The sequence below is a fragment of the Noviherbaspirillum massiliense JC206 genome, from assembly GCF_000312045.1.
GTDB classification, from domain to species: domain Bacteria; phylum Pseudomonadota; class Gammaproteobacteria; order Burkholderiales; family Burkholderiaceae_D; genus Noviherbaspirillum; species Noviherbaspirillum massiliense.
In genome coordinates this window covers 1,000,379-1,026,838 of record NZ_HE978634.1, presented here as the reverse complement: position 1 = coordinate 1,026,838, position 26,460 = coordinate 1,000,379, and the positions used below count along the sequence as shown (strand labels likewise).

Here is a 26,460-nt window from a genome sequence, read left to right as displayed (position 1 = left end):
TGGGACTGCTTGAGCTGCTCGAGGATCGCCGGATTCTCCAGGGTGGAGACATCCTGCGTGATTTCCTCGCCCTTGGCGAGCACGCGCAACAGCCGGCGCATGATCTTGCCCGAGCGAGTCTTCGGCAAGTTGTCGCCGAAGCGGATTTCCTTGGGCTTGGCAATGGGGCCGATTTCCTTGGCCACCCAGTCGCGCAATTCCTTGGCGATCTGCCTGGCCTCGTCGCCGCTCGGGCGCGCGCGCTTCAGCACCACGAAGGCGCAGATCGCTTCACCCGTGGTTTCATCCGGCTTGCCAACCACCGCGGCTTCGGCAACGAGGGCGTTCGCAACCAGGGCCGATTCGATTTCCATCGTGCCCATCCGGTGACCGGACACGTTCAGGACGTCGTCGATGCGGCCGGTGATCGTGAAATAGCCGGTCTTCTCGTCGCGTACCGCACCGTCGCCCGCGAGATAGGTCTTGCCTCCGAGCTCTTCCGGGAAGTAGCTCTTCTTGAAGCGTTCGGGATCGCCCCAGATGGTACGGATCATCGACGGCCATGGCCGCTTGACCACCAGGATGCCGCCCTGCCCGTTCGGCAGGGCCTGACCGGTTTCGTCGACCACCGCAGCCATGATGCCCGGCAGCGGCAGGGTGCAGGATCCGGGAACCAGCGGGGTCGCGCCCGGCAGCGGCGTGATCATGTGGCCGCCGGTCTCGGTCTGCCAGAAGGTATCGACGACCGGGCAGCGCTCGCGCCCGACATTCCGGTAGTACCACATCCATGCTTCGGGGTTGATCGGTTCGCCGACCGAGCCGAGCAGGCGCAGGCTCGACAGGTCGTATTGGTTCGGATGCACCTGTGCATCGGCGTCCGCAGCCTTGATGAGCGAGCGGATCGCGGTGGGCGCAGTGTAGAAAATGGTCGCCTTGTGCTTCTGGATCATGTCCCAGAAACGTCCGGCATTCGGGTAGGTCGGCACGCCTTCGAACACGATCTGGGTTGCACCTGCTGCCAGCGGGCCATAGGTGATGTAGGTGTGGCCGGTGACCCAGCCGATGTCGGCGGTACACCAGAAAATATCCTGCGGCTTGATGTCGAAGGTCCACTTCATCGTCAGCAATGCCCACAGCAGGTAGCCTGCAGAAGAGTGCTGCACGCCCTTGGGTTTGCCGGTCGATCCCGAGGTATAGAGGATGAAAAGCGGATGCTCGGCTTCGACCCATTCCGGATCGCACGAAGCCGGCTGCTTGTCGACCAGTTCATGCAGCCATACATCCCGCCCCCGGACCAGGTTGATATTGCCGCCAGTGCGCCGGTAGATGATGACGTTGCGAACGGCGTCACACCCGCCCATGCCGATCGCCTCGTCGACGATCGCCTTCAGCGGCAGATGCTTTCCGCCACGGGCCTGTTCGTCAGCAGTAATCACCGCAACCGCGCCAGCGTCGATGATGCGCTCCTGCAGCGACTTGGCGGAGAATCCGCCGAACACGACCGAGTGGGTGGCGCCTATGCGCGCACAGGCCTGCATCGCGGCGATGCCTTCGACCGACATCGGCATATAAATGACGACCCGGTCGCCCTTCTTGATCCCGATCGATTTCAGGGCATTGGCCAGCTTGCACACACGCTCATGCAATTCCCGGTAAGTGACCCGGGTGACCTTGCCGTCGTCAGCCTCGAAAATGATGGCAGTCTTGTCGGCATTGCCATTTTCCAGATTGCGGTCGAGGCAATTGTAGGAAACGTTCAGCTGACCGTCCTCGAACCACTTATAGAAAGGGGCATTCGACTCGTTCAAGGTCTTGCTGAAAGGCTTGTGCCATGCGAGGTTGTCCTTTGCCAGCTTTGCCCAAAAGCCTTCATAGTCGCGGTCCGCCTCGGCACACATTGCCTTGTAGGCGTCCATGCCGGAAATGGTGGCATTCCTGGCAAAGTCCGGGGGCGGCGGGAAGATGCGGTTTTCCTGTTTCTGGGCGTCTGTATCTGCCATGGTTGTCTCCTGCTCTATCGTTGGCTTGATAGAAACATAAGCTTTCAGCCTTACTCAAGCCTTACAGAGAGAGGCTTTCCTGGCCAAGCCGGTTTCAATCGGTGCTGCAGCGGGCAGGCGGCAAGGATGCGCCCGCTTCCTGGCTTCGTTATAACGCCTCTTGTCTTTGTGCTATTGAGATTTGTCATTGCGGCTGCCATTGCTGCCGGCGCGGAATGGGCGGGCAGGAACGTGCCCTCTGCGTGTAAAATGCTTGCGTTTTCCCAGCATTTCCTCAGAGAACGTTCCGATGAATCTCAACGACAGACCTCAGAGCAAGACCGCAAGCCCGATCCGCCCGCTTCCCGCATTCATCTTCATGAGCCGATGGCTGCAACTGCCGTTATACCTCGGACTGATCCTGGCACAATGCGTCTATGTCTATCATTTCTGGATTGAATTGGTGGACCTGATCGGCGCCGCTCTCGGGAACGCGGGCGCCCTGCAGCACACCCTCGACGCAGTCGCCATCGAGGGTGTGGCCAAGCCTTCCAAGCTCAATGAATCCACCATCATGCTGGTCGTTCTCGGACTGATCGACGTGGTCATGATTTCCAACCTGCTGATCATGGTAATCGTGGGAGGTTATGAAACCTTCGTTTCGCGCATGAACCTCGAGAACCATCCGGACCAGCCGGAATGGCTGTCGCATGTGAACGCCTCGGTCCTGAAGGTGAAGCTTGCCACCGCAATCATCGGCATCTCGTCCATCCATCTACTGAAGACTTTCATCAATGCCAGCGCCTACGATGCGAAAACTTTGCTGGCACAAACCGGTATCCATGTGGTTTTCCTGCTTTCCGCAATGGCAATTGCCATGTGTGACCGCCTCATGGGCGACCAGCCCAATCATTCCAAGCATTCCGTTGAACACTGAGCTCTCTCCATCATGACTACCATCAAGCAAGAAGACCTGATCGAATCGATCGCCGCAGCACTGCAGTACATCTCCTACTATCACCCGCAGGATTACCTGCAGCACCTGGCCCGCGCGTATGAAGTGGAACAAAGCCCCGCGGCCAAGGATGCGATCGCCCAGATTCTGACCAACTCCCGCATGTGCGCCGAAGGCAAGCGGCCGCTCTGCCAGGACACCGGCATCGTCAACGTGTTCCTGAAGATCGGCATGGACGTGCGCTTCGAAGGCTTCAAGGGCTCGATCGCCGACGCCGTGAATGAAGGCGTGCGCCGCGGCTACAACCATCCGGACAACAAGCTGCGCGCCTCGGTCGTCGCCGATCCGCAGTTCGAGCGCAAGAACACCAAGGACAACACGCCGGCTGTCGTGCACATGGAACTGGTGCCGGGCAACACGGTGGATGTGCAAGTCGCGGCCAAAGGCGGCGGCTCCGAGAACAAGTCGAAGTTCGTGATGCTCAATCCCTCCGATTCCATCGTCGACTGGGTGCTGAAGACGGTCCCGACCATGGGCGCCGGCTGGTGCCCGCCGGGCATGCTCGGCATCGGCATTGGCGGCACAGCCGAAAAGGCGATGCTGATGGCGAAGGAATCGCTGATGGAAGACATCGACATGTACGAGCTCATCAAGCGCGGCCCGCAGAACAAGACCGAGGAACTGCGCCTCGAGCTGTATGAGAAGGTGAATGCGCTCGGCATCGGCGCGCAGGGACTCGGCGGCCTGACCACCGTGTTGGATGTGAAGATCCGGATGTATCCGACCCATGCCGCATCCAAGCCGGTCGCCATGATCCCGAACTGCGCCGCGACCCGCCATGCGCACTTCGTGCTCGACGGCTCCGGCCCGGCCTACATCGAGCCGCCTGCGCTGTCCGAATGGCCGAACGTGAGCTGGACTGCAGACACTGAAAAGTCCAAGCGCGTCGACCTCAACACCCTGACCCGCGAGGAAGTCGCTTCCTGGAAGCCGGGTCAGACGCTGCTGTTGAACGGGAAGATGCTGACCGGCCGCGATGCCGCCCACAAGCGCATCCAGGACATGCTGGCTCGTGGCGAAAAGCTGCCGGTGGACTTCACCAACCGCGTCATCTACTACGTCGGCCCGGTCGACCCGGTGCGCGATGAAGTGGTCGGCCCTGCCGGCCCGACGACCTCGACCCGGATGGACAAGTTCACCGACATGATGCTGGAAAAAACCGGCCTGATCTCGATGATCGGCAAGGCCGAGCGCGGTCCGGTTGCAATCGAGTCGATCAAGAAGCACAAGTCGGCCTACCTGATGGCCGTCGGCGGCGCCGCCTACCTGGTGTCGAAAGCGATCAAGGCAGCGAAAGTGATCGGCTTCGAAGACCTGGGCATGGAAGCGATCTATGAGTTCGAAGTCAAGGATATGCCGGTCACCGTCGCAGTCGATAGCAATGGCGTCTCGGTCCACAACACCGGGCCGAAGGAATGGCAGGAAAAGATCGTCTCCGGCAGCATCGGCAAGATCCCGGTCAAGACCGTCTGATCTTGATTGATGATGTGCAAGTCGTGACGGTCACAGGCGCCGGCCTGCCGGCCTGCACGGCTTCGCCGGCGCGGGACGATATTCCCCGCAATTCCTGCTCTGCCCCCATCGGCATTTTCGACTCCGGCATCGGCGGCCTCTCGGTGCTGCGGCATATCCGCGCGCAGTTGCCGTGTGAAGAACTCCTGTATTTCGCGGATTCCGGCTTTGCCCCGTATGGCGACAAGCCGGAATCCGCAATCATCGCCCGCTCGCTTGCGGTCACCGATTTCTTCGTACAGTCCCGGGCCAAGGCCCTGGTGGTCGCCTGCAATACCGCGACCGCAGCCGCAATCAAGTTCATCCGCGAACGTCATCCCGCCCTGACTGTCGTCGGCGTCGAGCCCGGCCTGAAGCCGGCCGCCACCCTGACCAGCACAGGCACGGTTGGCGTTCTTGCCACCCGGGGCACGCTCGCCAGCAGCAAATTCACGGCCCTGCGCGACCGGCTTTCCGCAGAGACAAATGTTCGTTTCCTGGCGCAGGCGTGCAGCGGGCTGGCCGACCAGATCGAAAAGGGGGAACTGCAGTCGCCGGCAACCACATTGCTGGTGCGACGCTATGTCGAGCCCTTGCTCGAACAAGGCGCGGATACCCTGGTGCTCGGCTGCACCCACTATCCTTTTGTGCGCCAGTTGATCGAGGAGATTGCCACGCGCATAAGCTCTCGCCCGGTCAGCATCATCGACACTGGCGAGCCGGTCGCAAGGCAACTGACGCGCCTGCTGACCGAACGCAAACTGCTGAACGGGTCCACAGATCCGGGATCAATCCAGGCTTTCACGACCGGCAGCGAAACCGCGCTTGCCAGCGCGTTTTCCAGGCTGCTCCACTTGCAGCCCGAGATTCACCGCCTTGCCGTTGCCGCATAGGCAGCAAGATATTTGCCAGTTTGCGGGGAAGTTTGTATAATCGTCGGCTCGCTCGATGTTGCATTGAGCAATGTTTCAGTGGTGGCCGTAGCTCAGTTGGTAGAGTCCAGGATTGTGATTCCTGTCGTCGTGGGTTCGAGTCCCATCGGCCACCCCAAAAAATTCAAGCACTTAGCCCAGTTCTTCGGACTGGGCTTTTTGCTTTCCGGAGCCGTGTAGGCGTCATGTAGGCATCATTGCGCCTCGACTGCCGAGCGAAAAAAGGGGCTGAGGCCTAACCAAGCAATTCACCCCCTGACCCTGCGCAATCTATCAAAACCGATATTCCGGATTCTTCGCATCGAAGGCATTCGGCGCCAACTTCTTGCGCTCCAGCGATTCGAACACGATGTGCTCGAACACTTCACCATTGTTGTCGCGGCTTTCCACCATGCGGATGATCGGCTCGCGCAGGTCGAGCCAGAAGCGGGTCTGCTTGGAGTAGAAAGTCGGCATGCCCGGGTTGTCGTACACCACTTCCGCATAGCGCTTGCCGCCTTCGCGCACGAGTTTCACGCTGGTGGGGCGGGTGGAGAGGTTGCGGGCGCGTGCTTTTTCCAGGTCCGATTCGAGCTGCGCCAGGATGAAGCCCATGCCGAGGTCGCGCACCGTATGGCGTGACTGCGACCTTGCCAAGGCGCCGTCAATCGGTACATTCATCGATACCACGCCGAACATGCCGCCGACGTGGGCGAGCATTTTCCGGTTGTCCTTGCCGGCGTCGTACAACACTTCCTGCCCTGCCCGCGTTCCGCCCTCCTCCCAGCGCGCATAAATCGTCAGCGGTTCGCGGCGCAGGCGCACGAACATTCGTTCGGGCGTATCGGGCAGATCGTCCATTTCCCGCACCCGCTCTCGCCGCAGCATGAGAAATTCATATTCGGGCGTCTGCTCGACCATGCGCCTGGCCGGGCAAAACAGGGTGGATGGCTCGACCGACTGCAGGATCGCCTGCAATTGCGCATCCGATGCCTTGACCAGATGCTGCCGACTCATCGCCTGGGACAGCCAGTCGCATTGCATGGCGGGCTTCATGTCTGAGAGCCGGTTTCGCAATTCTTCGGCGGAACCAAGAGCCGGTTCGTCCTGTGCGGCTGCAGTGGCCGCGCTGATCAGCATGGCCAATATGGCCAGCCTGAAACTTGCCTTGATTGTTTTCATTGTTTGCTCCCCCTCGTGTAGGAAACCTCTCCCAGTTGCTCCAGCCAGCCAATCCCTTGCCGGATTAGCTGGCGATCGTCTTCATCCCACGGGTGAAACCCGGGTTTGAAAAATCGCAGGTAAGCCGGCAGGATTTTCCAGAACAGGCCGGGATCGCGTCCGAAGAAAAACCGGAAACCATGCCACCAGGTGCGCGGCTTGAACAGTTGCCCGTCGCGACGCAGCAGCACCACCAGGTTCCATAGCGTGTCGAATGGAAAAAACACTGTCATCAGCAGCATGATCGACACCCGGCGCAGGTAGCCGCCGCCCACCTTGGCGTACAGATCGAATGCAACCGCCTTGTGCTCCAGTTCTTCCAGCGCGTGCCAGATCCATACCTTGCGGAAATGCGGATGCATCTCGGCCAGCCAGTCCGGGTGCTTCAGCAAGGCCTGCGCCATGATGGCAGTGAAGTGTTCGAGGCAGACCGTCTGCGCCAGCCAGTCGATCTGCGGCGCGACCTGCTTCGCCATCTCCAGGTTGCGGCGGATGCGTGCCTCCAGTGTCGCAGCTGGCAGGCCGATGGAGTCGAGCCAGCGGTTGTAACGACCGTGTTCGTGGCGATGCCAGCCTTCCTGCCCGATGAAGCCGCGAATGTCGCGCTCCAGTTGCGAATCGTCGTTACGGTCGCGGAAGGCACGTACCGCATCGATGAAATGCTGCTCGCCGTCCGGGAACAGGATGCTGAGCGCATTCATGTAGTGAGTGCGGAAGGCTTCGCCCCGGTTCCAGTAGCGCGGCAGATCGGCAGGCCAGTCCTGTTCCAGGCGACGCGGCTGCAACAGCGGCATATCCTGCGGCTTCACACGCCGCCTCCCGGCATGACCGAACTCGAAGCTTCCTGCTCCACCCTTCCTCCATATTCATTGGTCCCGCCGGGCAAGGCAGCCGGGGACACTGGCGGCAATCATCGAACGCCTTTCGGGCGCATTTGTCCGCATGCAGAATATCCGCTCCCCTCCGGAATTCGTTTGATAAAAGTTAACAGCTTGACCACTATTAAGCCGCGTCCAGGGGAAGCCGTGTCTGGAGCCGGCATCTTGCGTGATGCCATCGCACTTTCGCTGCGGCGGTCTGCAGCACTTTTGCTGGCGCAGGCGCATGAAGCAGCGGCATGAAAGGAATATGCGCGACCTTTGTGTCGCTACTCCGGGAAGTGTAAGGATGCGTAATAGTCCGGGTGGCCGCGACAAGCTTTCCTATACTTAAGTGGAAAGGAATCCGTTCATGAAATTCGCAGTCAAGCCTTTGGCAGTGTCGCTTCTCGTATCATCTTTCCTCGGTGGTTGCGCAGTGTACGGTCCACCACCGGCCTACAGCCAGGGACCGTATTACCAAGCGGCTCCCGTCTATGCCCAGCCGGCACCGGTCTACGTTCAGCCAGCTCCGGTTTACGTAGAGCCTCCAATTTCATTCGGCCTGAATTTCGGCTTCTGGGGTGGCGGCAGGCACGGCTGGGGCGGCCACCGGCACTAGGCAGTTTCCGGGGCAAAAACCAGAGCCCCCTCCATAAATCTTGCAATTTAGAAACTTAGTGGATTATCCTACCTTCGATAGTCCCGGTTGCCGTCCACCTATCGCCCGGTTCAAGCAGGGTTCGGCAAGCGATGTCTGGTCCGATGTCCGGCCTTTACGACCGCATCCGCCACCGCAGCTATCACGTCACCAATGCAATCAACAACATCTCGACAAGAGAGTGGACGACAGGAGGCTTTTCATGAATGAAATCACCAAAGACGGAATTCGCTGCTTCATCGAAAAGGGCGAATTGCAGTTCCAGCAAATGGACGGAGCGGACCCCAGCATGTCACTCACCGTGGCAGACGCCGTCTCGCGCATCGTCGATCTGACCCGCAGCGGCGCATCCTATATCGTGAAATACGAAAAAACCGATGGCAAGGTTGTCGAGGAAGAGCTGTACCTGTACTCGGAGTAGCACGGATCCTCCCGCATGCTGCCGGAACCGCGCCTACTGTTGGTTATTAACATTGGTTACAAAAATTTCAGAGATGAAATGTGCCGGCGCGGCGGCAATCATGTACGCTCATTACCTCGCGGTTCTTCAATAATCGCGCAAGTTGGCAGTCGAAAAACGGAGGAGAGCACCAAATGGAGTGGTTACGCGCGGCAGCTTATATCGCCCTGGTATTTGCAACATTCGCAGCAACCTTTTTTGTAGCAAAGATTTAAGATCTGTGCAGTCAGCCCGGATTGCTTCGCGTGCCAGGATGGCTGCGAACCGACCCGGTTCCGTCCAGGCGGAAAAATGAAAAGCCCGCGCCAGCGGGTTTTTCATTTTCAGGCTCCTGCAAGCGGCCCACTTTCCCTGCGCATGCATCCTTCCATGCTCCCGGATGCGCGATCCTTGTTCCGTCTCTAAACCATTGCCGGGATTTCGCGCCTAAGATGAGCCGGGAGCCTGTTTAGGCAACAATCGCAGGCATGGACAATTCCCCGCCCTTTCCCGAACTCGCGAGGAACATCATGTGTGGCCGAATTACCCAGCACAGGAAAGCAACAGCCTATCTGACCGAGATGGGATGGGACGCCAGCGCTTTAGGAGAACAAGCGGGCAGACGCTCCCCGAGCTGGAATGTCCCTCCCAGCTCCTCTCCATGGCTGATGCACCGGCTTGCCGACGGCAGGGAACACATGGACCTTGTCCACTGGGGCTACCGCCCCTCCTGGGCAGCGGAGAAAGGCCTTCCGCTCGCAATCAATGCGCGCATAGAAAAAGCGGCAAGCGGCGCATTTTTCCGCCCCCACTGGAAATCCGGCCGGGCTATCGTGCCGGCGGATGGCTGGTATGAATGGACCGGAGAAAAGGGACACAAGCAACCCTGGTACATCCGGCTGAGGTCGGACCAGCCGATGTTTTTAGCGGCGCTCACGAGCTACCGGCCGGGCAAGGAGCCGGATGAAAACACCGGCTTTGTCATCGTCACCGCCGCGGCAGAAGGCGGCATGGTGGATGTGCACGACAGGCGCCCGGTGGTGTTCAGCCCCGAGGATGCTGCACTGTGGATGGATAACGAACTGCCGCCAGAACAGGCGGAATACCTGGCCCGCTCGACTGCCCTGCCGCCGGACGCCTTCGAATGGTACAAAGTCACCCGGGATGTGAACCGGGTCGGCAACGATGGGGTCCATCTGATCGAACCTGCCTGAAGCTGAGCCTCATTCATCAGATAAATGGCTGACATTCAAAATCGAAACTGGATTTATATCCGCGAGCATTCATACTAAGAAGCAAGGACAAGAACTTCTTCAGGAGCATGAAATGTCGAATTCCAGTTTTGCCACTTATCCGCAGGTTTCCTCCTCTTCATACGGCCAAAACCTGGCGCACGCCGCGCGCGCCTTCATAGCCGCACTGTTTGCCGTCAAGCCCTCGAAATCCGAGGTTGCCGTGGCCAAACCGGCAATGGACGGACGCACAAGGGCTGCCAGCATCGCCAAGCTGTACCGCCTCGCTTCCCGTTATGAATCGATGAGCCCGAGCCTGGCTACTGAATTGCGCCAGATCGCCGGACGCGACTGAGCCGGATCAAAGTCCGCACCTGCCCTCCCGACGGGCCCGGATCGCGCAAGCGTCCGGGCCCGTTCGCCTCCCGCCCTCACTGCAATTTCCCTCCCGCGCTGCACGCCCCCGGTGGACGCAGTTCGCCTTCCCCTGTACAATGCGCCCCGTCATTGGGGAGTAGCCGCCCTTCGCCATGCCGAAGGGGCTTGCGTCAACATACTTGGCCTTGCGGCCATGGCGCAAGCGGTTCCCGAGCTTGGCAAGACCTTTGACCATGCGCCTTCGCTCCGGCCGGAGAGGCGTCATGGTCATTGGATTGTCATCCGGCCCGGGAGCAAATCAATTGGAAGCCTTCCTCGTATCTACCGGCATCGTTGCCTTCGCCGAAATCGGCGACAAGACACAACTCCTTGCCTTCCTCCTCGCCGCAAAATTCCGCAGGCCCTGGCCCATCGTGCTGGGCATCCTGGTCGCCACACTGGCCAACCACGGGCTGGCCGGCGCCGTGGGCTCCTTCATCACCTCCCTGCTGTCGCCCCAGGTGCTGCGCTGGGTGCTCGGCCTGTCCTTCCTCGCCATGGCGGTATGGATCCTGATTCCCGACAAGCTGGACGAAGAGGACGCGAAGCTGGCCCGCTTCGGGGTTTTCGGCACCACCCTCGTCGCCTTTTTCCTCGCCGAAATGGGTGACAAGACGCAAGTCGCCACCGTTGCGCTCGCGGCGCAATACCATGCCTTCCTCCCGGTGGTAGCCGGCACCACCTTCGGCATGATGATTGCGAACGTTCCCGCCGTGCTGCTCGGCGAACGCATTGCGCACAAGATGCCGGTGCGGCTGGTCCATGTCCTCGCTGCGGCAATCTTCGCCGTCCTCGGCTCTGCAACCCTGCTCGGCGCCGGTGAGCGCTTCGGGTTCTGACTATCCAACGAATGACCGGAGATCAATCCATGCACACTCACAAGCTTTCCGACTGGATGCACGACCATGTCTTCGACGCAGGCAGCCATGCGGCGGAGAAAAGCACGCGCACCGTCATGTGGATCACCCTCGTCATGATGGTCGTGGAAATCGGCGCCGGCTGGTGGTTCAATTCGATGGCCCTGCTGGCCGACGGCTGGCACATGAGTTCGCATGCCTTCGCTATCGGCCTGAGTGCCTTCGCCTATGCAGCCGCGCGCCGCTATGCCCAGGATCCCCGCTTTGCCTTCGGCACCTGGAAGATCGAGGTGCTGAGCGGCTTTGCCAGCGCGATTTTTCTGATGGGGATCGCGGCCATGATGGTGGCGGGCTCGATCGAGCGTATTCTGTCGCCGCAAGCCATCCATTATCAGGAAGCGATGGTCGTCGCCGTCATCGGACTGGTCGTCAACATCGTGTGCGCGATCATTCTCGGCGGCGCGCATCATCACCACGGCGACGAAGCGCACGGCCACCATCATGATCATCACCACCACCACGACTTGAACCTGAAGTCGGCCTACCTCCATGTGATCGCCGACGCAGCCACTTCCGTCCTGGCCATCGTTGCCCTGGCCGGCGGCTGGCTCTACGGCTGGTCCTGGCTGGATCCGGCCATGGGCATCGTCGGCGCGGTGCTGGTGGCAATCTGGTCGAAGAATCTCATCATCGAAACCGGCAAGGTGCTGCTCGACCGCGAGATGGATCATCCGGTGGTCGACGAGATCCGCGAAGCGGTGGAATCAGGTCCTGACGCGGGCCACACCCGTATTACCGACCTGCATGTCTGGCGCGTCGGGAAACACGCCTATTCCTGCGCGCTGAGCCTGGTCACGCATGACCGCAACCTCACCCCCGCGAAAGTACGCGGGCAGCTGGCCGTGCACGAGGAAATCGTCCATACCACGATCGAGATCCAGCAGTGCTGCGAGAATGCCTGACGCCCGAGTCGGCCAGGGCAGGCTTTGCCCTTTTCATGGGCAAAGCCGATTCATCTCCCTTCCTGCTGACTGGAAATCGCGCAGCCATGTCCGGCTGCGCGATTTCCGGCTCATGTAAAACATCCATCAGGTTTTGAATCTTTTGCAAGACTATCGGCATAAGCTGTACTCGCTACAGCATGTCTTCCGGCATTGCAAAACTTACCGCCTGTATCTGGCGCCAAGGCAATTCGCATCGCCCGCATGATTTACCGCTCAGAACATTCGGGCAGTATTTGCCGCTGAAGCCGCAGGTTAGAACGCGCTTTTTCCCGCATTTCCTTTCCGCTGCACCACCCTCCCTTGATCACAGGATACAAAGCGGCAGAAACGGGGACGCGCCTCCAATGGTGAAAACCCGCGCGCGATTGGAAAACTTACATGCAAACCATACAAAAAAGAATTTTCCTTCTCGTGAAAGCGGCCATCTTCGCACTGACGAACAGGTTTTTCGTCCAGCCGTGACGTGGCACATCCTTTGCTGAGGATGTCGGCGTAAGCCCGAAAGCAAGCGTGCTGCGTCATGTCCTGCCGCACGGCAGCAGAGTTCCTTCCTGTCGCATCCATACGTTTGTTATCGGGCTGCTTTTCGTTTCAGTGCAAAGGCCGGGGAAGCATCGGAGGCAAGGTCCAGCCGTCTTTCCTTTCCCTGAAGCAGTCTCAACAATCAACATTTCACAAGGAGCGATTCATGGAAACCAATTATTCCGCACCTCAATCCCCGAATGGATCCGACACGGCCTCCAGCACCGCGAGCGCCGCCAGGACAACCATGCAGGACACGAAGGGCGCCGCGCAGCGCGTCAGCTCGACACTGCGCTCAGAGCTCTCCAACCTGAAAGACGACCTCGACTCGCTGGTCAATCGTGCCTCCAACATGTCGGATGAAGAGCTGAGCCAGGCCCACAGCCAGATGATGGCGAAATTCAGTTCAATGCGCTATGCAGCCAGGGGCATCGCCAATCAGGCGAGCCAGCAGTTCAACCGCAGCATGGAAACCACCACCGAGTACGTCAAGGATCGCCCGATGCAATCGGTTGCCGTTGCAATGGGCGCAGGACTGCTGCTCGGAATGCTGTTCAAGCGCCGCTAAGCGCCATCGCGCCTTAGCCGATCCTGTGAACCTGCCATGAAAAGCGCAACGATGTTCTCTGCTCTTCACAAATCCAAGCAGCTTTACCTCATCACGCTCGACCGGGTCGGGGATTACCTCGACCTGGTTCGAGTGGAGGCGAAAATCAAGAGCCGCGACATGGCGATCCGGGTCGCAAGCGCCGTGGTGGCCTTGTTTTTCACCTTCCTCGTGACGATCTTCTTCGGGCTTGCCGTGATCGTGAGCTTCTGGGACTCCCCCTACCGCGCGCTTGCGGCCTGGGCCGTGGTCATCCTGTACGCGGTCATCGCCGGAGTCTGCCTCAATCTGAGCCTGAAGCATTTCCGCTCGCCGCCGATGTCCACCATGCTGCGGCATGAGTTGCAACGCGACCTCGACATCATCAAGGAGAGCCTATGAGCGGTCACTCGCTGGAAGAAGAAAGGCAGGCCATCCTCACGCGCATGCAGGCCACGCGTGAGAACTACAGGCGCATGCTCACGGATGAACCCGATCTGAACGCGGACGGCACGCATCAGGCGTACTCGAGCGTGCTGCGCTGGGCTCCGCGCAGCGGGGCGATGCGCCTGCTGACCCAGCATCCGATTGCCTGCGCAGTGGCAGTCGCCGCGCTGGTCGCGATCGGACCACGGCGCATTGCGCGCGGCGTGGCACGCAGCGGCACGACGATCACAAATTTGACGGTACGCAATCAAGCGAACATTGCAATGCTCACCAGTGTCATATCGATGATCACTGATGTCATGCAACGCGGCGGCCCGCGCAATCCGCACTAGCGCAAGCCTTACGCAAGCCTCTGGCACGATCATTGCTGTTTTTTGAGAGTAACGACGTCTTATCCGTTAACCTGAAAGGAAATATCATGAAAAAAACCATCTCTCTCCTGGCTGTCCTGATGTTCTCGATCGGCCTCAGCGCATGCAACACCATGCATGGCTTTGGCAAGGATGTCGAGCGCGGAGGCGAAAAGGTTCAGGGCGCCGCCGACAGAAACAAGTAATCCCTGTAGTGTCTGAAAAATGCAGGGCCGGCTCTCGCGGGGCCGCCCTGCATTTTTCATTTTCCGCATGTCTGTACTGAAGTGCGCCCTCAACCCAAGGGGCGCCTGGCGCTGCCCTGCGGGGCAGATGCTTTAGCCGAAGCGTCTTCAGCGAGCGGCACGCCGGATACGCCCACCCCGTGCACATGCACCATTTCCGCTCCCAGCCATCCGGATATCCCGAGCAGGACCACGCCCGCCAGCGACAGCGCGACGGCACTCAGGGGCGGCGCCGAAATGCTTGGCAGGCGCAAGCCAAGGTTCACTGCATACAGGATGACGACCGCAATATTGATGCTCATGTGCGCCAGTGCGATGCCCTTGACCCGGGTATGCATCAGGCTCAGCAGGTCAACCATCCCGGGAACGGCGGCAATGATGGCACCGGCCAGTCCGCCGATCAAAGTATAAAAGGCGACGATGGCGAAGCTCGCGTCCGCCAGCAGCAGTCCCAGACCATCGCAGATGAGAGAGAAGATCCAGAGCCCGATGGGAAAGGCAATCAACATTGGATGAAGCGGATGTTTTCTTATGCTTGCCGGTGTTTCCATGTGTCCTCCAGTGATCGAATGTTGAAAGTTCAGCGACCGCTGCTGCCCGAACTGCTTGCCGCTCCGCCGCCTCCCGGCGCTTGCGGCCAGACCAATGCAAGGTGAGCTCTTCCCCTCTGCTTCACCGTTACTGTCGCGCTCCGGTCGATACGGTATTCGCCCGCCTCCGCATGGACTTCATACGTGCCGTTCCGCGGCAGGTCGACCAGCAGAATCGGTGCATCGCAGCGGGTCTGGAACACCGTGTTGCCGCGCGCGTCCTTGATCTCCACCCCCACATCGGCAAGATAGCTGCCGTCGCGGGCGACGAAGCTCAGCATCAGGTCATAGTCGCGTGCCTGCCGCTTCATGTAGGCAGCTTCTTCCGCACCGATGCCGCCGCATGCATAGGCGAGCCCGTTCTGGGTTTTTTCCTGCGGGCGGACCGCGTCGGTTGATGCCTGCGCGTCTACCCAGCCCGGTACGAGCATGGCTCCGGCGCCCAGCCATGGCAGCAATGCTTTTGCAAATGAATCCTTCGGTTTCATGTAGCGCCCCGCCGGCCTTCCTGAACATGTTCATCCTCATGCCGGCAGCGCCTGTCATGCATCATCCATGCCTGTCGAAAAACCATTCCTCCCTTGCAAGCGGCAAAATTTCATGGGAGCGGAAAAGCAACTGGTGGAAACTTTTATCAGTCAGGCCAGTCCTTAAAAGGCATCGTTCGGCCGGATCACATGGCACCGAAAATGCTAGGCGTATGCGGTGAACGCATACAGGAGTTGTTGGGCAAGCCGCCTTTCCTCTCAGGAAAACGATGCCGCTGGCTGCACCCTGAATCAGACAAGTGATTACCGAAACTCTCAGACTGCCCGTCAAGATCCTGCCGCAGCCGGACGAGACCACCTGCGGCCCGACCTGCCTGCATTCGGTATATGGCTACTGGGGCGATACCGAGCCGCTCGGCCAGGTGATCGAGCGCACCGGCAAGCTCGAGCATGGCGGCACCTTCGCGGTCTACCTCGCCTGCGACGCCCTGCGCAAGGGTTACCAGGCCACCATCTATACCTACAACCTCAACGTGTTCGACCCCACCTGGTTCACGCGGAAAGACGTGGACATCGCCGACCGCCTGCAGCGCCAGCGCGAACACAAGATGGATTACCGCCTGCAGCACGCCACCACCGGCTATCTCGAATTCCTCAAGCTCGGCGGCCGCCTGCGCCTGCTGGATCTGTCGCGAGGCCTGCTCCACGGCATGCTGCGGCGCCGGGTGCCGATCATCACCGGCCTGAGCTCCACCTACCTCTACCGCGTGCCGCGCGAATACGGCCCGAACGACGAGCCGGACGACATCCGCGGCCTGCCCTCCGGGCATTTCGTCGTGATCGGCGGCTATGACCGCGTACGGCGCCGCCTGCTGGTGGTCGACCCGTACCAGTCGAATCCTTATGCAAGCAACCAGGAATACTGGCTGAGCGCCGAGCGTGTGGTGGGGGCCGTGCTGCTCGGCATCGTCACCCATGATGCAAACCTCTTGATCATTCACCCGCCCGGGCGGTTAAAACAGGAAGTGCCATGAACGTTCTCTTTGTCGTGAGTCAGCAGCAGGATTGGCCCTTCGACATCCCGGGAGTCACCCTTCTTCCTGCAGAAACCTATCTGATGGACCCCGCCTATGGCGATATAAGCGCAACCAAAGTCTTCAATCTGTGCAAGTCCTACCGCTACCAGAGCCACGGCTATTACGTATCCCTGCTCGCCGAGGCGCGCGGCCACCATCCGATGCCGGGCCTGGAACAGATGAAGGACCTGCAGTCGGAACACCTCGTCGCCGACCTGAGTGAAAAGCTCGGCAACCTGATCGAATGCTCCTTTTCCCGCACCGCCGACGATTTCACCGAACTCGACATCTACTTCGGGCATGAAGTCCAGGGACGCTATGCACACCTGTGCGAGCAATTGTTCGCCCTGCTGCAGGCGCCGATCCTGCATGCGCGCTTCGAACGGGTCAACGACTTGTGGCGGCTGTGCAGCATCCATGCGGGCAATGCCGGCGAGGTCCCGCTGCAGCACCATGCCTTCATCCGCGAGGCGGCGATCCACTGCCTCAAGGAGCAGAAGCTGCGCACGAGGAATCTGGACCCGGCCATGCCGACGCTCGCCATCCTCCACGACCCGCATCGGTCCGAGTCGCCTTCCAACAGGGCGGCGTTGCGCAAGTTCCGCGAAGCCGCGGAAGTGCTGGGAATGCATGCCGAGATTCTTTCGCCCCGGGAAGCGCGCCGCCTGACCGAATTCGACGCACTGTTCATGCGCGACACCACCAATGTGAACCACTACACTTACCAGCTGTCACGGCAGGCAGCGGCAGCGGGCATGGTGGTGATCGACGATCCGGATTCGATCCTGCGCTGCACCAACAAGATCTTCCTATCCGAACTGCTCGCACGCCATCACATCCCGATCCCGAAAGCCCTGGTGGTACACAGACACAACATCGACCAGATCCTGCCCACGCTCGGCCTGCCCTGCATCCTGAAACAGCCGGACGGCGCGTTTTCCCTGGGAGTGGTGAAGATCGAATCGGAAGCGCAGCTGCATGCGAAGGTGGAGGAATTGCTGCGCGAATCCGAACTGATCCTCGCACAGGAATACCTGCCTACCGAGTTCGACTGGCGCATCGCGGTGCTCGACCGCCGCCCGCTGTTCGTCTGCAAGTACTACATGGCGCCCGGCCACTGGCAAATCATCAACCACCATGCCCAGGAAACCGCTTCCGAAGGCATGGTCGAAACCCTGTCGGTGGGAGAAGCGCCGGACGAGGTGGTGAAGATCGCGCTGCAGGCAGCCAACCTCATCGGCGACGGCTTCTACGGCGTCGACCTCAAGCAATCCGGCGGCCACTGCTACGTCATCGAAATCAACGACAACCCGAACGTCGATGCCGGCAATGAAGACTCGGTACTGGGCGACGCGCTTTACCGGGAAATCATGGGCGTGTTCCGCAAGCGCATCGACGCGCGCAAGGGCAATACCTCGGTCAATGCCGCAGTGGGCCTCAACAGGGGGACCGGCAAGCCATGAGCGACGAGCCTCCGCAGCTTTCCGCGTTCAAGGGCGTCGGCATCGAACTGGAATACATGATCGTCGACCGGGAAAGCCTGTCGGTTCTGCCGGTAGCCGACCGCCTGCTCGAGATGGGTGCCTGTGCGCCGAGTGCGGAAGTGGACCGTGGCATGCTCGGCTGGTCGAATGAATTCGTGCTGCATGTGATCGAAGTGAAGAACCAGCGCCCGGCGACGGCGTTGTCCACGCTGCCGGAAGCCTTCCAGCATGAGATCGGCGCGATCAACCGCCTGCTGGAATCCATGGGCGCACGCCTGATGCCCTCCGCCATGCATCCCTGGATGGACCCGGTGACGGAAACCCGGCTCTGGCCGCATCAGAACGAAGCCATCTATCGCGCGTACGACCGGATCTTCGACAGCAGGAGCCATGGCTGGTCGAATCTGCAAAGCATGCACATCAACCTGCCGTTTGCCGACGATGGGGAATTCGCGCGCCTGCATGCCGCCATCCGGCTGGTGCTGCCCATCCTGCCCGCACTGGCGGCCAGCTCGCCCTTCGCCGATGGCGAGGCCACCGGTTGCCTCGATTACCGCATGCAGGTGTATTGCAGCAATTCCGACCGGGTGCCGTCGATCGCCGGCATGGTGATTCCGGAAACGGTTTCCAGCCACGCCGAATACGAGGAATGCATCCTCGCGCCCATGTACGCGGACGTCGCGCCCTTCGATCCGGAAGGCGTGCTGCGCCATGAATGGCTCAATTCCCGCGGCGCCATCGCCCGCTTCGACCGGAATGCGATCGAAATCCGCGTCATCGATACCCAGGAATGCGTACGCGCCGACCTTGCAGTTGCAGCCGCCACCGTCGCGACAGTGAAGGATTTCTACCATGCCGGTCCCGCCTTGCGCGAGCAGCAGGCCATCCCTACCGAAGCGCTCGCCGCCATATTGCATGATTGCATCCGCGATGCCGACCAGGCCCTGATCACGGATACGGATTACCTGCGCCTGTGCCGCTTTCCTGGCCGCAGCTGTACCGCGCTGGAATTGTGGCGGCATCTGATCGAACGCGTTGCGCAGCAGGGGCCCGACCTGGCATCGATGTGGAAGGAACCCTTGCATATCATGCTGCAGCACGGCCCGCTCGGCCGCCGCATGCTGCGCGCCGCCGGCAGGCAGGTGTCGAAGATGCAGCTGGCCGGGATTTTCCGCCAGCTGTGCGACTGCCTGCGTAACGGGCAGATGTTCCTGAGCTGACAAGGGGGCAGCTTGGCGGAGCGGAATTTTTTTCTGATCACTTGTGAACACGGCGGCAACCGGGTGCCGCTGCCCTACCTTGATCTCTTTCGCGGGCAGGACGCGGTCCTGTGGAGCCATCGCGGCTTCGATGCCGGCGCATTGCAGATGGCGCGCGAACTGGCCGCTGCCTTGGGTGCACCGCTGCTCGCCTCTACCGTGACGCGCCTGCTCATCGACCTGAACCGCTCGCAAGGTCATCCGCGGCTTTACTCCGAGATGACGCGCAATGCACCTCCCGCGCTGCGCGGGCAGATCCTTGAGGACCACTACCTGCCCTACCGCGAGGAAGCCGCAGCGGCGATCGAACGCGCCATCGCCACTGGCGCCCGGGTGATCCACATCTCCAGCCATTCATTCACCCCGGAACTCGACGGCACGCCGCGCAATGCCGACGTCGGACTGCTCTACGATCCGGCGCGCCCCGGCGAAGTCGAGCTGAGCCGGCGCTGGCGCGAGGCTATCCGCCACGCCTCGCCCGCCCTGAAGGTGCGCATGAATTATCCCTATGCCGGCACGGCCGATGGCATGACGACTGCGCTGAGAAGGCGTTTTCCCGCCGGGCGCTACGTCGGGCTGGAGCTGGAAATCAACCAGAAGCATGCACTCGCGCCGGCCGCCGAATGGCGCCGCCTGCGCCAGGCGGTGATAGGCGGATTGCTGGAGGCAGCGGGCCGGGCAGGCCGCACTGCTGCGCGCTCATCGCAACAGGTCGCGGGCCGGCGATGATGCGGTGCTCGGCGGCGCGAGGCTCTTTTCGATGAACGCTTTCATGTGCACCATGGCTTCTCTCAGCCGCACCTGGGGTTCGTATCCAAGGATGGCGGCAAGACGATGCTGCGGCTCGCCCGGCGGGCAAGCATAGGCCATCTTCAGCACGACATGCGTGATGCCGCCGTTCGGTTCGAAGCGAACCAGTCCGGCATGCTCGAGCGGCGAGCCGGGTTCGCTCTTCCAGCCGAGGATCGTGGGCGCTTGGCACTCGGTCAGCATTGCCTGCCATTCCAGCCGGGTACCATCCGCGCCCTTGATCATCCAGTGCGATCGGCCTTCGCCGAGATCCCTGACCTGCTCCAGTTGCGGCAGGAAGAAGGGAAAATTCTCGCAGCGGCTCCAGAGTTCAAACACTGTCTGGGGCGCGGCATGGATATCCTCATCCGCTTCGACAACGAGGGTATCCGGCCGGGCATCGTCATTGCCCGCCTTTACGCTCTGGTCCGCCGCATTGCGCGCCAGTATGCCCAGAATGACGGCCATGGCGATGCTGCCCGGGCTGCGCCGCATCACACCGTAGGCGCCAAGCGTGCCCGCGCCCAAGGCGGTCGCAGTACGCACTGCCGGCACCCACTGGGCTTCTTCCGCAACGTCGTGCGCCTGACCATCCCCTTCCCGAGGCCCGTCCGCAGCCGGTTCGGCACCGGATCTTTCCAGCCGGTCATCTATCCTGCTTACGCCCTGCAGCGTGCCCACGTTAGCCAGCAGTTTCAGTCTTTCGCTCTCGGGCACTTGTCCGTCCAGCGTCACGCAGCCCTGGGCCGCATTGACCGCGAGCGCGGATGGGTCGGCAAGGCAATGCCTGGCCGCCGCCCGCACCCGTTCTTCGAGTGCCACGTCGTCCATTCTCTGTCCGGCCTGGAGCATCCTGCCCAGCCTCGCGCGCAAACCCTGCCAGCGCTGGCCCACATCGCGTACGGCGCTATCTGCCGCATGAGCTGCCTTGTTTTTCATGTTCTTCTTGTCACCCTTGCCCTCCGGACGCTGCGCGTCGCGCTGCGAGCCGTAGAGATACATGGCCGCCGCACCAAGCGCGGCGCTGCCTATCAATGCAATCCACCCCTTCCCGGACTCTGTCCGGTTTTTCATCGGAAATCCTTCTTTACCGGCAAGCTCCATGCATTCCGAGTCCTGCTTCATCCGCAGCCGCAAGGATGGCCGGCAATCCACTTGCCTTTCAGGCATACAGGGAGCTCGCCCTTGTATGGAAGTGCGACTGGAACCAGCTGCGCGCAAGCCTTGCCACCACTTCGAGATTGCCGGGCTCTTCGAACAGGTGCGTGGCGCCCGGGATGATCTCGAAGCGCTTCTTGCAGCGCAGCGAAGCGTAGGCGGTGCGATTCATCTGGATCACGGCTTCATCCAACCCGCCGACGATCAGGAGCGTCGGCGCGGCGATCCGCGCCAGGGCATGCTGGCCTGCAAGATCCGGACGTCCACCGCGCGAGACGATGCCCGCGATCTCGCTGCCGCGCGAAGCTGCGGATTGGAGCGCCGCCGCTGAAGCATGGCCCGCGCCGAACAGGCCCAGGGGAAGATCGCGCGTTTCTTCCTGCTGGCGCAGCCAGTCGCAGGCGGCATCGAGGCGTTTGGTCAGCAGCGGGACATCGAAGCGCGTATGGAGATTGCGCATTTCATGCGGCGCCAGCAAGTCTACCCAGAGGGTCGCAAAACGGGCCGCACGCAATATGCTGCCGACATAATCGTTTGAAGGGCTCAGGCGGTTGCCGGCGCCGCCATGCGCAAACAGGACCACGCCAGCCCGCACCTCCGGAAGACGCAGAGTCCCTTCCAGCTCAATCGATTCGGCCCGTATCCTGACCCGCTCGGTCTGCATCTGCTGGCACATCATGCCTCTCCCCGAATCCGGTATGCCGTGTAGCCCCGGCAATTGCCCCGTCCGGTCCGGCCGGGTAAAAACGGCACCTCGCGCTGCTGCACGCAGCACCATCGGCTTGCTTCATCCATAGGAGAGAGATCAGTACTGCAGCCATAACCGGAACGCCATTCCAGGCTGGCTGCAACAGCAGCAGCCGCATTCATTCCAACCCGGCTGCCGAAAGCGGAAAAACCATCGACCATCATGCAAATATTTGAAAAGCAATGCTTCGCTTTGCGATGCAAGCTCCATGCCACGCATCCGAAGCCTTCCTTCCTCTTTCGAGAAGGTGCCTGCCTCGGGCAGCATGCCAACGAAGCGGGTTTGCTGCGCGAAGCCGCTTGCAGGAAGCGCGGCCGATTGCAGGCCGCATCGGCGGCGATGTGCATCCGCATCTGCTTCTATGAAGCAGCCGCTCCACCGATACTCGCCAGATGGTGGCCGGGCGGTCACCCCGGATCGCGCATCCGAAGCGCCGAGAAGGACTGCATATTTTTATATGCGTCTCGGTAGGAATTACATGAAACGCATCAGCGTCGATGCCGGCATCGATTGCCGGTCCGCGTCCCCGGCAGGTGCCTGCGGCTCATAAGTGACCGGCTTCGGCGGCGAGTGTGGCGGCGTCGGCAGGTCTGATTGCTTGCCGCAGGCGCATAACAACGCAAGCAGCACTGCCGGCAGCACTGGCTGCAAGCCAGGCAGCGATTGCCGGATCCGATGGCGATTCATGATTGCGTTTCCGTGATGGGCTGGGTTTTCCGCTATGCCTGTTGTTCAGGATAGGCGCTGTTCTCATTCAGGACTAGATTAATGCCGCGCGCGCTGACGCGCCCTGATTTGTACCAACGTCAGACTGTATTTGCCGGAAGTACTCGATCGTCCGCTCCAGTCCGTCGGCCAGCTTCACCTTCGGTTCCCAGCCGAGCACCGTCCGCGCCAGTGCGATGTCGGGCCGGCGCCGTGCGGGATCGTCGCTCGGCAAGGGTTTGAACACAATGGTGGAGCGCGACTTGCTGAGCGTAATGATTTTGTCCGCCAGCTCCAGCATGGTGTGCTCCACCGGATTGCCGAGATTGACCGGTCCGGCGACGCTGTCCTGACTGTTCATCAGCAGGTCGAAGCCCTGGATCAGGTCATCGACATAGCAGAACGAGCGGGTTTGCGAGCCGTCGCCATAGATCGTCAGCGGCTGGTTGGAAAGCGCCTGCATGATGAAGTTGGACACCACCCGGCCATCGTTGGGATGCATGCGCGGACCATACGTATTGAAAATGCGGGCGATCTTCACCCGCAGGTTGTGCTGGCGCCGGTAATCCATGAACAGCGTCTCCGCGCAGCGCTTGCCTTCATCGTAGCAGGAGCGCACGCCGATCGGATTGACATGGCCCCAATAGTTTTCGGTTTGCGGATGCACCTGCGGGTCGCCGTAGACTTCACTGGTCGATGCCTGGAAGATGCGCGCCTTCAACCTCTTGGCAAGGCCGAGCATGTTGATCGCGCCATGCACGCTGGTCTTGGTGGTCTGCACCGGGTCGTTCTGGTAATGCACGGGCGATGCCGGACAGGCGAGGTTGTAGATCTCGTCTACTTCCACGTAGAGCGGAAAGGTTACGTCATGGCGCAACAGCTCGAAGCGCGGATGCCCGAGCAGGTGGGCAATATTGCGCTTGGTTCCGGTATAGAAGTTATCGACACACAATACGTCATGCCCCTGCGCAAGCAGGTAATCGCACAAGTGGGAACCGAGGAAACCGGCGCCGCCGGTCACGAGGATGCGTTTGCGGTCGAGTTCTTTCATGAGCGTAGTCCCTGATTGTTGTTGCTCAGAATATTGCGCGCTGCCGCCGTCACCATGGGCGCCGCAATGTTGTGCGCACAGTCGTGTCCCACAGGACATGCCGTATGCATGCAGGGGCGGCAGCTCACCATCGAACTGATCACGCGGTGGCGCTGCCGGTCCAGCGGTGCCCAGCGGCGGGTATCGGAACCGCAGGAGACGATCACGCTCGGCGTGGCAACGGCAGCGGCGATATGGGAAATGCCGGTGTCGTTGCATACGACCAGACGCGCCTGTGCCACCAGCGCTGCAAGCGCGCCGAGGCTGGTCTTGCCGGTCAGGTCCAGCGCCGGGGAACGCATGCTGTGCAGCACCGCCTGGGTGATGGCACGCTCGTCTTCCGACCCGGTCACCACGATGCGCATGCCGTCGGCTGCCAGCGCATCGGCCACTTCGGCAAAGCGCTGCGGCATCCAGCGGCGCGAGGACAGGCGCGCGCCCGGATGAATGCAGACATAGCTGCCGGGCGCCGGCAGGTCCGGCTGGCTGGCTTGCAAGTCCCTGTGATCCTCGTCGGACAGGGGGAATTCCATCGCATCGCCCTGCAGGGGCACGCCGAGAAACTCCATCAGCCGCAGGTAGCGCCAGATCTCGTGCTCCTGCTCCGGCCAGGGCATGAAGCTGTGCGGGTCCGGGCAGAACTGTCCCGGCTGGTAAAAGCCGGCATGGCGTTTTGCGCCGAGCATCATCATCGCCGGGTTGCTGAGTACACCGCTGCCATGCAACTGGATTGCCAGATCGAAGTTGCGCTCCTGCGCAGCCGCAAGGAAGGCCGGCATGGCGGCAAGATCCGGCTGGCGCTCCGGCATGCCCGGGAACCCGGGATACGGCAGCAACTCATCCACGTAACGCGCAAAGCGGCGCACGAAGCTGTCGGCCCATGGCAGGCCGATAAGGGTGATGTGCGCTTGCGGGGCGGCTGTGCGCAAGGCACGCAGCGCCGGCACGGCGCACAGCATGTCGCCCAGCTGCAGAGCACGGAAAACCGCGATCCTCCCGCAGGCGGACCAGTCGACCGGACGCCTGGCAGAATCCGTGCGCGGCACGATTGCAAAGCCTGGCTGGCCGCGCATCATGGCTGCTTTTCCAGGAGAAAGGAGCCGATGGCGAGCGCATCCAGCGGCGTGGTGAGATAGGACTCCACCGCATCGCGCGGAGTACACACCACCGGCTCGCCGCGGGTATTGAAGGAGGTATTGATCAATACCGGCACGCCGCTGCGCTGATGGAAAGCGTGCAGCAGGTCATAGTACGGCGCATTCTGCGCGCGGTTGATGGTCTGGATGCGCGCGGTGCCGTCGACATGCCTTACCGCGGGAATACGGTCCGCCTTGTCCGGCCGCACATCGTAGACGAACACCATGAAGGGCGAGACCGCGCCGTTGACGAACCAGTTGGCCGCTTCCTCTTCCAGCACCACCGGCGCCACCGGACGGAAATCCTCGCGGTCCTTGATCTGGTTCAGCAAGCCCTGCATGGCGGCGTCCAGCGGCGAAGCGAGGATGGAGCGCGCGCCCAATGCGCGCGGCCCGAATTCCATGCGGCCCTGGAACCAGCCGATCACCTTGTTCTTCATCAGCAGCTCGGCCACTTCGGCGGAGCGGTCCTGCATGCGGCGATAGGACAGCTTTGACTGCTTCAGGAATTGCTCGATTTCATCGTCGTCGTATGCCGGTCCGAGGAAGGCGTGGTCCATCTGCCAGTGACGCTTGCTGGTCCCGCGGACGTTCGAATCGATCCAGAGCGCGGCGCCGAGCGAAGTGCCGGAATCGCCTGCCGCCGGCTGCACCCACACGCTCCTGAACGGCCCCTGGTCGCGCACCCTGGCGTTCATCACGCAGTTCAGCGCCACGCCGCCGGCCATCGCAAGGTTTTCCATGCCGGTCTGCTCATGCAGCCATTGCACCATCTGCAGCACCCGCTCTTCCAGCACGCATTGCAGGGAGGAGGCAATATTCATGTGGTCTTCGGTAAACGGGTCGCCGCGCTCGCGCCCGGGGCCGAACAATTCCACCCAATTGGCCGGGCGCACTTCATATTCGCCGTCGCCGTTGTAGCGCAGGATCTCGCGGAAGCGGTCCGCGTAAATGGGCTTGCCGAAGGAAGCCAGAGCCATCACCTTGTATTCGTCAGAGGAATGCAGGAAACCGAGGTAATCGGTGACCGCTTCATACAGCAGGCCGAGCGAATGCGGCAGGTTGACCTGCTTGATGCGCTTGTAGCGCCGGTCCTGGTAAATGCCGTAGCTGGTGGTCGCCTTCTCCCCGCGTCCGTCCATCGACAGCACGGCGCATTCCTCGTAGGGCGCGGCCAGGAAAGCACTTGCCTCGTGCGCGAGGTGATGCTCGACGAAATGCCATTCAAAGGGGCCGTCGAAGCGCACATCGCGAAAGCGCTTCTTCAGATGATGCGGCGCGCCGCTCGCCAGCTGGCGCGGCGCGTTCACGATGGATGACAGGAACAGCGGATCCCAGGGCGACAGCCATTCCTTCGTCGCATGGGACGAGGGTTCGAGCGGCAGGGTGATGGTGGCGTTGCCGTCGTATTTTCCAAGCAGCAGCGAGGGCAGGTAGGAATAAGCGACATGGTCTACATCCTTCAGGGCGATGCCGGCTTCCTTCAGGCAGTAGTCGATGGCATGGAAAGGCAATTGCCAGGTGCTGAACGGCACCGGCCGCTTGCCGTGCTTGACGCGGGTGAAACGTTCTTCTTCCGCTGCGGCGATGACCGTGCCGTCCTGCACCAGGCTCGCGGAACAGTCGTGATAAGCAGCATTGATTCCTAGCGTGTACACAGGCTTCTCTCCAGAGAGGGTGGTAATGGGAATGCATTACGTGTTCGCAATCTTTATGCAATTCAC

General features: G+C 61.1%; 28 protein-coding genes, 1 tRNA gene and 1 riboswitch. Of the genes, 18 read left to right on the top strand and 11 right to left on the bottom strand.

Going from position 1 to position 26,460, the window contains the following annotated elements; genetic code table 11:
• On the bottom strand, positions 1–1,979 hold a 1,979-nt coding region (acs, locus tag HGHM_RS20730), incomplete at its 3' end, for an acetate--CoA ligase (RefSeq protein WP_019140453.1).
• A 289-nt stretch (positions 1,980–2,268) separates the two neighbouring features.
• Between acs and HGHM_RS05200 the strand changes: the two genes are divergently transcribed.
• The 4 genes from HGHM_RS05200 (at position 2,269) to HGHM_RS05185 (ending at position 5,514) form a co-directional block, all read left to right on the top strand.
• A complete protein-coding gene (locus HGHM_RS05200; RefSeq protein WP_019140452.1) occupies positions 2,269–2,895 on the top strand; it encodes a YqhA family protein in 627 nt (208 codons plus the stop codon).
• 12 nt (positions 2,896–2,907) lie between these two features.
• Positions 2,908–4,446, top strand: coding sequence for a fumarate hydratase (locus tag HGHM_RS05195; protein ID WP_019140451.1), 1,539 nt, complete (start codon positions 2,908–2,910; stop codon positions 4,444–4,446).
• 2 nt (positions 4,447–4,448) lie between these two features.
• On the top strand, positions 4,449–5,357 hold the full coding sequence (gene murI, locus HGHM_RS05190; RefSeq protein WP_019140450.1) for a glutamate racemase: 909 nt from the start codon (positions 4,449–4,451) through the stop codon (positions 5,355–5,357).
• 81 nt (positions 5,358–5,438) lie between these two features.
• Positions 5,439–5,514: transfer RNA gene (locus HGHM_RS05185), tRNA-His, on the top strand.
• Between the two features lie 155 nt (positions 5,515–5,669).
• On the opposite strand, the gene HGHM_RS20725 is transcribed toward HGHM_RS05185, so the two are convergent.
• Both HGHM_RS20725 and HGHM_RS20720 read right to left on the bottom strand, forming a co-directional pair.
• Positions 5,670–6,557 carry a DUF1571 domain-containing protein gene (locus tag HGHM_RS20725; protein WP_019140449.1) on the bottom strand — a complete coding sequence of 296 codons (888 nt, stop codon included), beginning with the start codon at positions 6,555–6,557 and terminating at the stop codon, positions 5,670–5,672.
• Positions 6,554–7,405, bottom strand: coding sequence for a metal-dependent hydrolase (locus HGHM_RS20720; protein WP_019140448.1), 852 nt, complete (start codon positions 7,403–7,405; stop codon positions 6,554–6,556). The genes HGHM_RS20725 and HGHM_RS20720 overlap by 4 nt, the downstream gene beginning before the upstream one ends.
• 421 nt (positions 7,406–7,826) lie before the next feature.
• Between HGHM_RS20720 and HGHM_RS22585 the strand changes: the two genes are divergently transcribed.
• From HGHM_RS22585 to HGHM_RS22580, 10 genes are all read left to right on the top strand, one after another.
• Entirely contained in the window at positions 7,827–8,075 is a 249-nt protein-coding gene (locus HGHM_RS22585; protein WP_075111689.1) for a hypothetical protein, read from the top strand.
• A gap of 241 nt (positions 8,076–8,316) precedes the next feature.
• Positions 8,317–8,535: a hypothetical protein gene (locus HGHM_RS05170; protein WP_019140447.1), complete on the top strand. Its 219-nt coding sequence runs from the start codon at positions 8,317–8,319 to the stop codon at positions 8,533–8,535.
• Positions 8,536–9,041: 506 nt separating this feature from the next.
• Positions 9,042–9,767, top strand: a complete 726-nt coding sequence (locus tag HGHM_RS05165) for an SOS response-associated peptidase (protein ID WP_245549158.1) — start codon at positions 9,042–9,044, stop codon at positions 9,765–9,767.
• Between the two features lie 112 nt (positions 9,768–9,879).
• A complete protein-coding gene (locus HGHM_RS05160; protein ID WP_019140445.1) occupies positions 9,880–10,140 on the top strand; it encodes a hypothetical protein in 261 nt (86 codons plus the stop codon).
• Positions 10,141–10,282: 142 nt separating this feature from the next.
• Positions 10,283–10,458, top strand: a riboswitch (yybP-ykoY riboswitch).
• A gap of 7 nt (positions 10,459–10,465) precedes the next feature.
• A complete protein-coding gene (locus tag HGHM_RS05150) occupies positions 10,466–11,041 on the top strand; it encodes a TMEM165/GDT1 family protein (protein WP_026075718.1) in 576 nt (191 codons plus the stop codon).
• Between the two features lie 29 nt (positions 11,042–11,070).
• Positions 11,071–12,021 carry a CDF family Co(II)/Ni(II) efflux transporter DmeF gene (gene dmeF, locus HGHM_RS05145; RefSeq protein ID WP_026075717.1) on the top strand — a complete coding sequence of 317 codons (951 nt, stop codon included), beginning with the start codon at positions 11,071–11,073 and terminating at the stop codon, positions 12,019–12,021.
• Between the two features lie 730 nt (positions 12,022–12,751).
• A complete protein-coding gene (locus tag HGHM_RS20715; protein ID WP_019140441.1) occupies positions 12,752–13,153 on the top strand; it encodes a DUF883 family protein in 402 nt (133 codons plus the stop codon).
• Between the two features lie 36 nt (positions 13,154–13,189).
• A complete protein-coding gene (locus HGHM_RS05130; protein ID WP_081583534.1) occupies positions 13,190–13,573 on the top strand; it encodes a phage holin family protein in 384 nt (127 codons plus the stop codon).
• Positions 13,570–13,950 (top strand): hypothetical protein, encoded by a 381-nt coding sequence (locus HGHM_RS05125; protein WP_019140439.1) that lies wholly within the window; start codon positions 13,570–13,572, stop codon positions 13,948–13,950. Before HGHM_RS05130 ends, HGHM_RS05125 begins: the two co-directional genes overlap by 4 nt.
• An 86-nt stretch (positions 13,951–14,036) precedes the next feature.
• The gene (locus HGHM_RS22580) at positions 14,037–14,174 is read left to right on the top strand and encodes an entericidin A/B family lipoprotein (RefSeq protein WP_019140438.1); all 138 of its coding nucleotides are present in this window, start codon (positions 14,037–14,039) and stop codon (positions 14,172–14,174) included.
• Between the two features lie 89 nt (positions 14,175–14,263).
• On the opposite strand, the gene HGHM_RS20710 is transcribed toward HGHM_RS22580, so the two are convergent.
• Both HGHM_RS20710 and HGHM_RS22195 read right to left on the bottom strand, forming a co-directional pair.
• Positions 14,264–14,764 carry a DUF2231 domain-containing protein gene (locus tag HGHM_RS20710; protein WP_034348411.1) on the bottom strand — a complete coding sequence of 167 codons (501 nt, stop codon included), beginning with the start codon at positions 14,762–14,764 and terminating at the stop codon, positions 14,264–14,266.
• 29 nt (positions 14,765–14,793) lie between these two features.
• Positions 14,794–15,291 carry a hypothetical protein gene (locus tag HGHM_RS22195; protein WP_019140436.1) on the bottom strand — a complete coding sequence of 166 codons (498 nt, stop codon included), beginning with the start codon at positions 15,289–15,291 and terminating at the stop codon, positions 14,794–14,796.
• Positions 15,292–15,590: 299 nt separating this feature from the next.
• Between HGHM_RS22195 and HGHM_RS05105 the strand changes: the two genes are divergently transcribed.
• Genes HGHM_RS05105 through HGHM_RS05090 form a run of 4 tightly spaced genes read left to right on the top strand, consistent with a single transcriptional unit; the run spans position 15,591 to position 19,839 of the window.
• Positions 15,591–16,325, top strand: coding sequence for a hypothetical protein (locus HGHM_RS05105; RefSeq protein ID WP_019140435.1), 735 nt, complete (start codon positions 15,591–15,593; stop codon positions 16,323–16,325).
• Entirely contained in the window at positions 16,322–17,830 is a 1,509-nt protein-coding gene (locus tag HGHM_RS05100) for a RimK family protein (RefSeq protein WP_019140434.1), read from the top strand. Before HGHM_RS05105 ends, HGHM_RS05100 begins: the two co-directional genes overlap by 4 nt.
• On the top strand, positions 17,827–19,071 hold the full coding sequence (locus tag HGHM_RS05095; RefSeq protein ID WP_019140433.1) for a carboxylate-amine ligase: 1,245 nt from the start codon (positions 17,827–17,829) through the stop codon (positions 19,069–19,071). The genes HGHM_RS05100 and HGHM_RS05095 overlap by 4 nt, the downstream gene beginning before the upstream one ends.
• Before the next feature lie 12 nt (positions 19,072–19,083).
• Positions 19,084–19,839: an N-formylglutamate amidohydrolase gene (locus tag HGHM_RS05090; RefSeq protein ID WP_020693819.1), complete on the top strand. Its 756-nt coding sequence runs from the start codon at positions 19,084–19,086 to the stop codon at positions 19,837–19,839.
• Here the strand turns inward: HGHM_RS05090 and HGHM_RS05085 are convergent.
• The 6 genes from HGHM_RS05085 to HGHM_RS05055 all read right to left on the bottom strand — a co-directional run bounded on the left by HGHM_RS05085 (position 19,810) and on the right by HGHM_RS05055 (position 26,394).
• Positions 19,810–20,973, bottom strand: a complete 1,164-nt coding sequence (locus tag HGHM_RS05085; protein ID WP_161603771.1) for an SRPBCC family protein — start codon at positions 20,971–20,973, stop codon at positions 19,810–19,812. The two genes, HGHM_RS05090 and HGHM_RS05085, sit on opposite strands and share 30 nt — an antisense overlap.
• A gap of 88 nt (positions 20,974–21,061) precedes the next feature.
• Entirely contained in the window at positions 21,062–21,736 is a 675-nt protein-coding gene (locus tag HGHM_RS05080) for a dienelactone hydrolase family protein (RefSeq protein WP_245549157.1), read from the bottom strand.
• Positions 21,737–22,279: 543 nt separating this feature from the next.
• Positions 22,280–22,492: a hypothetical protein gene (locus tag HGHM_RS05070; RefSeq protein WP_019140428.1), complete on the bottom strand. Its 213-nt coding sequence runs from the start codon at positions 22,490–22,492 to the stop codon at positions 22,280–22,282.
• Positions 22,493–22,565: 73 nt separating this feature from the next.
• On the bottom strand, positions 22,566–23,561 hold the full coding sequence (locus HGHM_RS05065; protein ID WP_019140427.1) for a UDP-glucuronic acid decarboxylase family protein: 996 nt from the start codon (positions 23,559–23,561) through the stop codon (positions 22,566–22,568).
• On the bottom strand, positions 23,558–24,676 hold the full coding sequence (locus tag HGHM_RS05060; protein ID WP_019140426.1) for a glycosyltransferase family 9 protein: 1,119 nt from the start codon (positions 24,674–24,676) through the stop codon (positions 23,558–23,560). The genes HGHM_RS05065 and HGHM_RS05060 overlap by 4 nt, the downstream gene beginning before the upstream one ends.
• On the bottom strand, positions 24,673–26,394 hold the full coding sequence (locus tag HGHM_RS05055; protein WP_026075715.1) for a carbamoyltransferase family protein: 1,722 nt from the start codon (positions 26,392–26,394) through the stop codon (positions 24,673–24,675). The genes HGHM_RS05060 and HGHM_RS05055 overlap by 4 nt, the downstream gene beginning before the upstream one ends.
• Positions 26,395–26,460 lie beyond the last annotated feature (66 nt).

What these genes read in the sequence shown, in the direction of transcription:
- dmeF (WP_026075717.1), top strand. Translation starts at nt 11,071, where the DNA reads ATGCACACTCACAAGCTTTCCGACTGGATGCACGACCATGTCTTCGAC.
- HGHM_RS20725 (WP_019140449.1), bottom strand. Translation starts at nt 6,557, where the DNA reads ATGAAAACAATCAAGGCAAGTTTCAGGCTGGCCATATTGGCCATGCTG.
- HGHM_RS05195 (WP_019140451.1), top strand. Translation starts at nt 2,908, where the DNA reads ATGACTACCATCAAGCAAGAAGACCTGATCGAATCGATCGCCGCAGCA.
- HGHM_RS05200 (WP_019140452.1), top strand. Translation starts at nt 2,269, where the DNA reads ATGAATCTCAACGACAGACCTCAGAGCAAGACCGCAAGCCCGATCCGC.
- HGHM_RS22585 (WP_075111689.1), top strand. Translation starts at nt 7,827, where the DNA reads ATGAAATTCGCAGTCAAGCCTTTGGCAGTGTCGCTTCTCGTATCATCT.
- HGHM_RS05160 (WP_019140445.1), top strand. Translation starts at nt 9,880, where the DNA reads ATGTCGAATTCCAGTTTTGCCACTTATCCGCAGGTTTCCTCCTCTTCA.
- HGHM_RS05125 (WP_019140439.1), top strand. Translation starts at nt 13,570, where the DNA reads ATGAGCGGTCACTCGCTGGAAGAAGAAAGGCAGGCCATCCTCACGCGC.
- HGHM_RS22195 (WP_019140436.1), bottom strand. Translation starts at nt 15,291, where the DNA reads ATGAAACCGAAGGATTCATTTGCAAAAGCATTGCTGCCATGGCTGGGC.
- HGHM_RS05095 (WP_019140433.1), top strand. Translation starts at nt 17,827, where the DNA reads ATGAGCGACGAGCCTCCGCAGCTTTCCGCGTTCAAGGGCGTCGGCATC.
- HGHM_RS05170 (WP_019140447.1), top strand. Translation starts at nt 8,317, where the DNA reads ATGAATGAAATCACCAAAGACGGAATTCGCTGCTTCATCGAAAAGGGC.
- HGHM_RS20710 (WP_034348411.1), bottom strand. Translation starts at nt 14,764, where the DNA reads ATGGAAACACCGGCAAGCATAAGAAAACATCCGCTTCATCCAATGTTG.
- HGHM_RS05060 (WP_019140426.1), bottom strand. Translation starts at nt 24,676, where the DNA reads ATGATGCGCGGCCAGCCAGGCTTTGCAATCGTGCCGCGCACGGATTCT.
- HGHM_RS20715 (WP_019140441.1), top strand. Translation starts at nt 12,752, where the DNA reads ATGGAAACCAATTATTCCGCACCTCAATCCCCGAATGGATCCGACACG.
- HGHM_RS22580 (WP_019140438.1), top strand. Translation starts at nt 14,037, where the DNA reads ATGAAAAAAACCATCTCTCTCCTGGCTGTCCTGATGTTCTCGATCGGC.
- HGHM_RS05080 (WP_245549157.1), bottom strand. Translation starts at nt 21,736, where the DNA reads ATGATGTGCCAGCAGATGCAGACCGAGCGGGTCAGGATACGGGCCGAA.
- HGHM_RS05085 (WP_161603771.1), bottom strand. Translation starts at nt 20,973, where the DNA reads ATGAAAAACCGGACAGAGTCCGGGAAGGGGTGGATTGCATTGATAGGC.
- HGHM_RS05165 (WP_245549158.1), top strand. Translation starts at nt 9,042, where the DNA reads ATGGACAATTCCCCGCCCTTTCCCGAACTCGCGAGGAACATCATGTGT.
- HGHM_RS05130 (WP_081583534.1), top strand. Translation starts at nt 13,190, where the DNA reads ATGAAAAGCGCAACGATGTTCTCTGCTCTTCACAAATCCAAGCAGCTT.
- HGHM_RS05100 (WP_019140434.1), top strand. Translation starts at nt 16,322, where the DNA reads ATGAACGTTCTCTTTGTCGTGAGTCAGCAGCAGGATTGGCCCTTCGAC.
- HGHM_RS05070 (WP_019140428.1), bottom strand. Translation starts at nt 22,492, where the DNA reads ATGAATCGCCATCGGATCCGGCAATCGCTGCCTGGCTTGCAGCCAGTG.
- HGHM_RS05065 (WP_019140427.1), bottom strand. Translation starts at nt 23,561, where the DNA reads ATGAAAGAACTCGACCGCAAACGCATCCTCGTGACCGGCGGCGCCGGT.